This is a genomic window from Roseofilum capinflatum BLCC-M114 (genome assembly GCF_030068505.1).
GTDB classification, from domain to species: domain Bacteria; phylum Cyanobacteriota; class Cyanobacteriia; order Cyanobacteriales; family Desertifilaceae; genus Roseofilum; species Roseofilum capinflatum.
Genome location: NZ_JAQOSO010000069.1, coordinates 1 through 7517, shown reverse-complemented (window position 1 = coordinate 7517; position 7517 = coordinate 1). Strand labels below are relative to the sequence as shown.

General features: G+C 45.9%; 6 protein-coding genes. 5 read left to right on the top strand and 1 reads right to left on the bottom strand.

Annotated elements, in window-relative coordinates; all coding sequences use genetic code 11:
* On the bottom strand, nt 1-2521 hold a 2521-nt coding region (locus tag PMG25_RS12045; protein WP_283767151.1), incomplete at its 3' end, for a DUF4114 domain-containing protein.
* A 298-nt stretch (nt 2522-2819) separates the two neighbouring features.
* Here PMG25_RS12045 and PMG25_RS12040 point away from each other — a divergent pair.
* The 5 genes from PMG25_RS12040 to urtE are packed head-to-tail and all read left to right on the top strand — an operon-like array spanning nt 2820 to nt 7083.
* Complete coding sequence (locus tag PMG25_RS12040; RefSeq protein WP_283767150.1) at nt 2820-3998, top strand: cyanophycinase; 1179 nt, start codon at nt 2820-2822, stop codon at nt 3996-3998.
* Nucleotides 3999-4004: 6 nt separating this feature from the next.
* On the top strand, nt 4005-5186 hold the full coding sequence (urtC, locus tag PMG25_RS12035) for an urea ABC transporter permease subunit UrtC (RefSeq protein ID WP_283767149.1): 1182 nt from the start codon (nt 4005-4007) through the stop codon (nt 5184-5186).
* Nucleotides 5183-5941, top strand: coding sequence for an urea ABC transporter ATP-binding protein UrtD (urtD, locus tag PMG25_RS12030; RefSeq protein WP_283767148.1), 759 nt, complete (start codon nt 5183-5185; stop codon nt 5939-5941). The genes urtC and urtD overlap by 4 nt, the downstream gene beginning before the upstream one ends.
* A 44-nt stretch (nt 5942-5985) precedes the next feature.
* Nucleotides 5986-6318, top strand: coding sequence for a DUF433 domain-containing protein (locus PMG25_RS12025; RefSeq protein WP_283767147.1), 333 nt, complete (start codon nt 5986-5988; stop codon nt 6316-6318).
* Nucleotides 6319-6360: 42 nt separating this feature from the next.
* Nucleotides 6361-7083: an urea ABC transporter ATP-binding subunit UrtE gene (gene urtE / locus PMG25_RS12020; RefSeq protein ID WP_283767146.1), complete on the top strand. Its 723-nt coding sequence runs from the start codon at nt 6361-6363 to the stop codon at nt 7081-7083.
* Nucleotides 7084-7517: the final 434 nt, after the last annotated feature.

Genomic DNA, 7517 nt, shown 5'->3' with positions numbered 1-7517 from the left:
TCGCCATGACATCGGGTAAAGTTTCGTCATTGCGACCTCCAGGAAGCAATCGCCACATTTCGGAGACACTTGGTGTGACTGGAGTTGGTTCCATTGTCTCGCGCAAACTTTCCCAGATTGCCTCTTGATGGGAGGGATAAAACTCTAGGGGAACTTCCACCAGGGGATACGCATATTCGACTCCCTCGACTTCGGCTAACTGTGCAGCGACTTCCTGGGGACTGGTTCCCACGGGAAATTCCCAAATATAACTGTTGGTGGTGCTTCCGGTTTGCCCTACATGGGTGACTCCCAACTGCTGCGCTAAGGCTTCACTGTCGATGTCTGGGGGCAGACTGACGACCCATTGGCGGGTATTATTCAGGTATTCTGGGTCGTAATTGTCTAAGTTTACCGCTTCGGCGATCGCCCATCTCCCCCTATCCGTTAACTCGCTCTCTTCCGATAACACCGTAAACGACTGTATCTCCGTATTGCTCACTGCACCCTGATGGTCGAATGCTTCCACCTTGAGCTGATAACGACCAGGAGATAATCCGGCTAAATTATGATTAAAATGACCCGTATTTGGCGCATCTGCATCCACCTCAAACTCGCTGATTTCATCCCAAACTCGCCACTCTTCCCCCTCAACTTGCAGGGAAAACACGACTTTGGCTAAATCTGGCGCAGTATCCCCATCCGTGACTTGACCAAAAACATGGATACTTTCCTCCGCGTTATAAAACCTATCCCCAGCAATCACTAGATTTTCCGGTGCTTGATTTTCTGGCAGTCTCAAAAACTCAAGTTTCTGGGGTACAGTAGACCGAGCCAAATGAATCGCTGCTTCAGGATTAATCAACTCTCCCGACTCTTGCAAATCTGTCGCCGTCACCTTCACCGTTTCTATCACTTGCTGATAACTTAAATCGGGATTCGCGTCCCAAACCTCTGCCACCACTTGCGCCGCATTCTGATTGGTAATTTCTCCATCTTCTCCCAAAACCACCACATCTAAATCATCGCCAAGCTGAGAATCATCTACCGACACCACCCCCTTAGCTAACGGCACATCTGAATTTTCTTGTTCTCCCCGTCCCACGACCAAAACATTATCAAAATTTTCTTGAATTTCGGCCACCATGGGCGCAAGATTTTCGGTTTCTTCTGCCGTGGAAATGACCGTAATCACTCCCTGGTCTTTGACTTGCGCTAAAACCTCTTTTTGTTTATCCGTTAATCCCTCGCTTTCCGACTCCTGCAACTGAACCGTAATCACCGGCTTATCGTCCTCTAAGTCTTTTAAAACCTGGTCTTCCCAAGGTTTATGCTCAATTTTCTGATGCTCAGGTTCGGGTTCTAACTCAATCTCTCCCGGTTCTTCCACCACCAAATAAGGCTTTGTATACTCAATTAACGTTTGCCCTAAATCTGAGTTACGCCAATCGTGTTCAGTATCAATCACTTCATCCAGAAGCCGCGCTTCTCCCGTGGCATTCCTGACTTGAAAAATCAGGTCATTATAATCCCCATCGGACTTGCCATCCACGCGCAAATCTTCAAAGACAAATGTATTCCCTTCTCCGGTGACATCCACAATTTGTCCCCAATGAAACCCATCTTCTGGATTTGCAGTAGCCAGGGAAAAGAGAGGACGCGCAGCACCGCCAATTCCGGGATTATCCACCACTTGTTCTACTCTTCCCTTGGGAACCAGCATCATCCCGAACCTATCCCCAGAGTTCATATTGAAGGTTTTTACGCCTAAATATTCCCCAGAATTTTGGTCTGCTTCTCCCAGTTCCCCGCTAAACCGTGCCCCTTCGCTGCGATCGCTGATGATAATATGACCTAATTCTGAGTTAGAGTGCGATCGCCGCGCCGCCTCCGCGATAAACTCTTCTGTATCGGGGTCATACTCCTCCATTCCCCCTAAACTAAAAATGCCCAGTTCTCCCTTATACCCTCCCCCATCAAACAGATAATCAACCCCCACTTCTCCCGTTTCCCCCACCACGAAGTAACCGGAATCAAACTGGGGTTGTGCAACTCCCTCTTCTGTAATTCCCAAAGCGGATAACTCAACGGGTGCTTCTCCATCAGCCTCTGTATTGGTTGCGAACTGAGCTAATTCCTGCGTAATTTCCCTATCTAGTTCTGTTTCTGAATCCAAAATTAAGCCAGAATTCTCCTCTGTGCTAGTTGGCTCTAGGGATTCTTGCTCAGGGTCTCCGGCTGTTTCTTTCTCTGATGCGTAAATAAACGGAATTTCTTCTAAATCTTCATCCGGGATTTCCGGTACAAGATTTCCGTCTTCAAGGGTATTTCCTGATATATTTTCGATAGACGGGTCATCTAACTCTAATTCCGTATTTTCTACGGTATTTTCTTGTCCATCACCCTCAAAATCTATCCCATCATCCAGAGAATCAACTATGCCGGAAGGGGTGAGGATGGGTTCTAATATGAAGGTTTTATGGGTTTCTGAGGCAGAATTACCTGAAAACACGGGTTTAAAGAGGAAATTAAACCAGCTCATAGGACACCTGAGCGACTAGCAGAAGGAATAAGTTTAAAAGTATCACTATTTTTTCGGAGTAATATGAAGATTCGGTAAAATTATCCGTGATTTTCATGAAGTTTTTGTAAAGTTATCATCCTCAATTTTTTGACCTAGATCTCAGAAAAATTGGGTCATTTTTATGCAAAACCCCAAAAATTGTCATAAAACTTAACTTTGGTTCAGAACCCCGCCCGGTCATTCACCCCTTTTCCGGTAAAATAGGGCCTCTATTCGTATCTTCGAGAAGATGAGTGTTAGCTGACTGAGTAAACGAATGTCTGAAGTCTCCAAACCGGCTGGATCGCTCGTGATTATTGGGGGTGCGCTCCGGTATAATAATCATGAAGTCTGGAAGCGAATTGTGGAATTATCGGGAGGAAAAGGGGCTAAAATTGCCGTTTTTCCGACGGCAAGTCGCAATCCTCAAAAAACAAATTATACAGTAGATGCTCTGCGGGGGCAGGGTGCAGAGGCGATCGCCATTCCCGTGGCAGTCAAAAATCGCGATGTGGATTACCGAGAAGCGGTGTATGACCCCCAACTTTTAGCCCAGGTTCGAGAGTGTAATGGGGTCTTTTTTACTGGGGGAGATCAATCCTATATTACCCAAGCTTTGTATACCGAATCGGGGGAAAATACCCCCATGCTCGATGTGATTTGGGAGATTTATCATCGAGGGGGAGTAGTGGCCGGAACCAGTGCAGGTGCAGCGATCATGAGTACCACCATGTTTCGCAATCCTCCTGAGATTTTAGATGTGATGAAATTCGGGGTTCACTGGGGAAGAGAAATTAACCGAGGTTTAGGCTTTATCGGCCCGGATTTTTTTGTCGATCAGCATTTTTTAGTCCGGGGACGGTTGGGGCGATCGCTCGTAATCATGCAAGCGATCGGTTATAAACTGGGATTTGGCATTGATGAAAATACGGCTCTGGTGGTGCAAAACGATCAAGCGGAAGTGGTGGGTGACCAAGGTGTATTAGTGATGGATTTATCCCATGCCCATCAAGACCTGAAACTCCCTGAATTTAATCTCGATGGTATTCGGCTCAGTTATCTCGGTAAAGGCGATCGCTATCATCTGCAAACTCAGGAAGTTACCTTAAGCGAACTGAAATTAAACGGTGATAAAATTGACCCAAACTCTCCCGACTTTCGTCCCTACATGAGCGGCGATCGCTTCTATCCCGACTTATTAGCTCACAGCGTCCTCGATGACCTCCTCGCTCACCTCATTGATAGCCACCAACAGGAAGTCACTGCTCTAGCCTTTAACCCCTTATCCGCAGATCGCAAAGCCCGTCTCGGCTTTAAGTTTACCTTTTGGAAAGGACAAGATAGCCTAGGATACTACACAGGAGCCTTGGGGGTAACGAGCTACACAGTTTTAAACATCTATGCTGCGGTAAAACCCATACAGATGAAACCCGTTTTATATGACGAACTAAAGTAACCTTAGATGTCAGAAACCATTCTAGAAGTCGGTCGAATTGCCCAACAAAAAAAGCGTCGCCGCAACCTGTGGATTGAATTAGGATTAGTCATCGGGATTGCTCTAATCTTAATGATTCTCATGCCGTTTATCCTGTCCCCCTTCCGGTTAAACCTGTTGGGGCGGTTTTTAGCCTTAGCCATTATAGCCCTCGGTATTGATGTCATTTGGGGCTTCACCGGCCTGTTGAGTTTGGGTCATGGTGTATTTTTTGCCCTAGGGGGCTATGCGATCGCCATGCATATGAAACTGCAAATTCCCCCCGACTCCAGTATTCAACTGCCCGAATTCATGACCCTTTATGGAGTCACCGAACTGCCCTGGTTTTGGCAACCCTTTGGCCCCTTTCCCCTCGCTGCTTTAGCCGTTGTCCTGGTTCCGGCTCTATTAGGGGGATTTTTAGGCTATCTCGTCTTCCGAAATCGGATTCGCGGCGTTTACTTTTCCATCCTCACCCAAGCCTCAACCATTGTCTTTTTCAACTTCTTCAATGGACAACAAAAACTGATTAATGGAACTAACGGACTCACCGACTTTAAAACTCTCCTCGGCTTTACCGTTAATGACCCCAAAACTCAAGTCGGATTTTATATCATTACTATCCTCTTTTTAGCTCTCACTTATGCCCTCTGTCGTTGGCTCACGAGTGGTCGTTTTGGTCGCCTCTTAATTGCCATTCGAGATGATGAAAGTCGGGTGCGCTTTTCCGGGTATAATCCCACCGGTTATAAAGTTCTCGTATTTGCCATTTCTGCCGGATTAGCGGGGTTAGCTGGGGCATTGTTTACGCTGCAAACTGGAATTATTTCTCCTAAAGCCATGGATATTGCTTTCTCTATTGAAATGGTGATCTGGGTGGCTGTGGGTGGACGAGCCAGCTTAGTTGGTGCAATTTTAGGGGCCCTTTTAGTGAACTTTGCCCGCAGTGGCTTAAGCGAACAATTTCCTGAAATTTGGTTGTTTTTTCAAGGAGCATTATTCCTAATTGTGGTGATGGTATTGCCCAATGGAGTAGTGGGATGGTTGAGAACAGATGGCTGGAATTGGCTACAGGCAAGGCTGGGAACCAAAACCCTGGTGACTTATCCGAGTTTAGAAAAAGACCCGGAAGTACAACAAGAGCGGGAACAGTTTGAAGAAAAATCATGAATGAAGCAATTTTAGAGATTGAGAATTTAACGGTTGATTTTGATGGGTTTAGGGCCCTCAATCAGCTTACGTTTAGTATGGAATCAGGGGAATTGCGGGTGATCATTGGCCCCAATGGAGCCGGAAAAACTACGTTTCTAGATGTGATTACAGGGAAAACTCAACCCACAGAAGGGCAAGTTTTTTTCAAAGGTCGTAATACTCGCCGTTTGGCGGAACATCAGATCGCCCGTTTGGGGATTGGTCGGAAGTTTCAAACGCCACGGGTTTATCTGAATTTGACCCCTAGGGAAAACCTGGAACTGAGCTGTAATACCAATAAGAATGTGCTTTCGACGCTCTTTAGTCGCCCTCCAAAAAGCGATCGCCAGCGTCTGAACCACTTGTTGGAGATTACTGGACTTTCCCTAAAGGGCGATATTCAAGCCGCGCTCTTATCCCATGGGGAAAAACAACGGTTAGAAATCGGCATGTTAGTGGCCCAATCTCCCGATCTTCTCTTGGTCGATGAACCGGTTGCTGGACTCACCGATGAAGAAACGGAACAAACTGGAAATTTACTGCTCAGTTTAGCCGAAAGTCATTCCATTATTGTAATTGAGCATGATATGGAATTTGTGCGCCAAATTGCCCGGAAAGTCACGGTTTTACACCAAGGTTCTGTACTCTGTGAGGGTTCCATCGAAGAAGTGCAAAACGATCCACGGGTGATTGAAGTGTACCTGGGAGAATCAGAAACCGAGGATCACGGGTAAATTAGGTTAGTTATACTGAGAGGAATCCAAAATGAGGAGAAATCATGCAACTAGAAGATTATTTTGAATTCTTGGCCAAAGATGATATTCGACTCAAAGGAACTAGGGTCGGAATTGAAAGCATTTTGTATGAATACATTTATCAGCGTAAAACGGCAGAAGAAATTCACAAACTTTACAACCATTTGCCTTTAGAAAAAATTTATGCGACAATTCTCTACTTTTTGCATAATCCTGAAGATGTCACTCAATATATGAGCGATTGGTTAAATTATTGTCGAGAATCTGAACGGCAGCAACTTGAAAATCCCCCCGATCATGTGATTCGCCTTCTTGAGCTTAAGAAAAAGAATGCAATAACACATTGTCTGAGATAAATCTAGACAGTTTACCAATTACCAGCGCGAAGCGCTATAACCATGAATCAAGAAGTATCTTCTCAACCGGTTTTAAAAGTATCTGAATTAAATGTTTACTATGGAGAAAGTCATATTCTGCGGAATGTGGACTTGGGGGTAAGACCCGGACAAATGGTCTGTTTAATTGGCCGTAATGGAGTGGGGAAAACGACCCTGCTAAAAACGATTATGGGGGTGCTAAAACCGCGCAGTGGTAATATTGTTTTGCAAGGCGAAAGTATTGTGGGTCTTTCCCCCGATCGCCGCGCTAAACTCGGTATTGGCTATGTTCCCCAAGGTCGCGAGATTATCCCCAGAGTCACCGTGAAAGAGAACCTGCTCCTGGGTTTGGAGTCCGGACGCGCAGGCAAAAAGAAGGAGATTCCCCCCTATATTTACGAGCTATTCCCCGTCCTGGAGAGCATGTTATGGCGCATGGGAGGGGACTTGAGCGGAGGACAACAGCAGCAACTGGCGATCGCCCGCGCTCTCATGGGCCGTCCCCAACTCCTAGTTCTCGATGAACCCACCGAAGGAATTCAACCCTCGATTATCCTAGAAATTGAAGCAGCCGTGCGTAAAATCATTGAAACAACCGGTATATCTGTACTCTTGGTTGAACAGCATCTGCACTTTGTCCGTCAAGCTGACTGGTATTACGCCATGCAAAAAGGCGGCATTGTAGCCTCCGGGCCGACGGAAGAACTGAGTAAAGATGTGATTCAGGAATTCTTAGCCGTCTAGAGAAACGACCAGACTAAAACCCCCACTGTCGCTATAAAGGCAATATGATTAATCCAATCATCAGAAGTCCAGTTTTTAAACATAATCAGTCTTCACATACTGTCGATAGCCTACGGCATTGATTATAGCGCTAGAGGTAAAAGATCCCCCCAACCCTTCTGTTTTAGTCAATTGTTCCGTGGTTATATTAGTCTAAATAAGTTGTACAACAGGAACGTCCTATTTCATATCAAATCTATTTATTTACGCTACAGATCTATGTAGGGGCGGGTTATACCCAAATCTTGTAGACTGACGACTATTTTTGTATTCATGTCCGCTTGCGGAAACCCGCACGAACCCACCATGTCTCTACAGTACACAGAAAGTAGCAACCATTTACAGCACTTCGCGCTGTTATGGTGTACAGTCTTAAAGGCTCAAAGCCATGTACC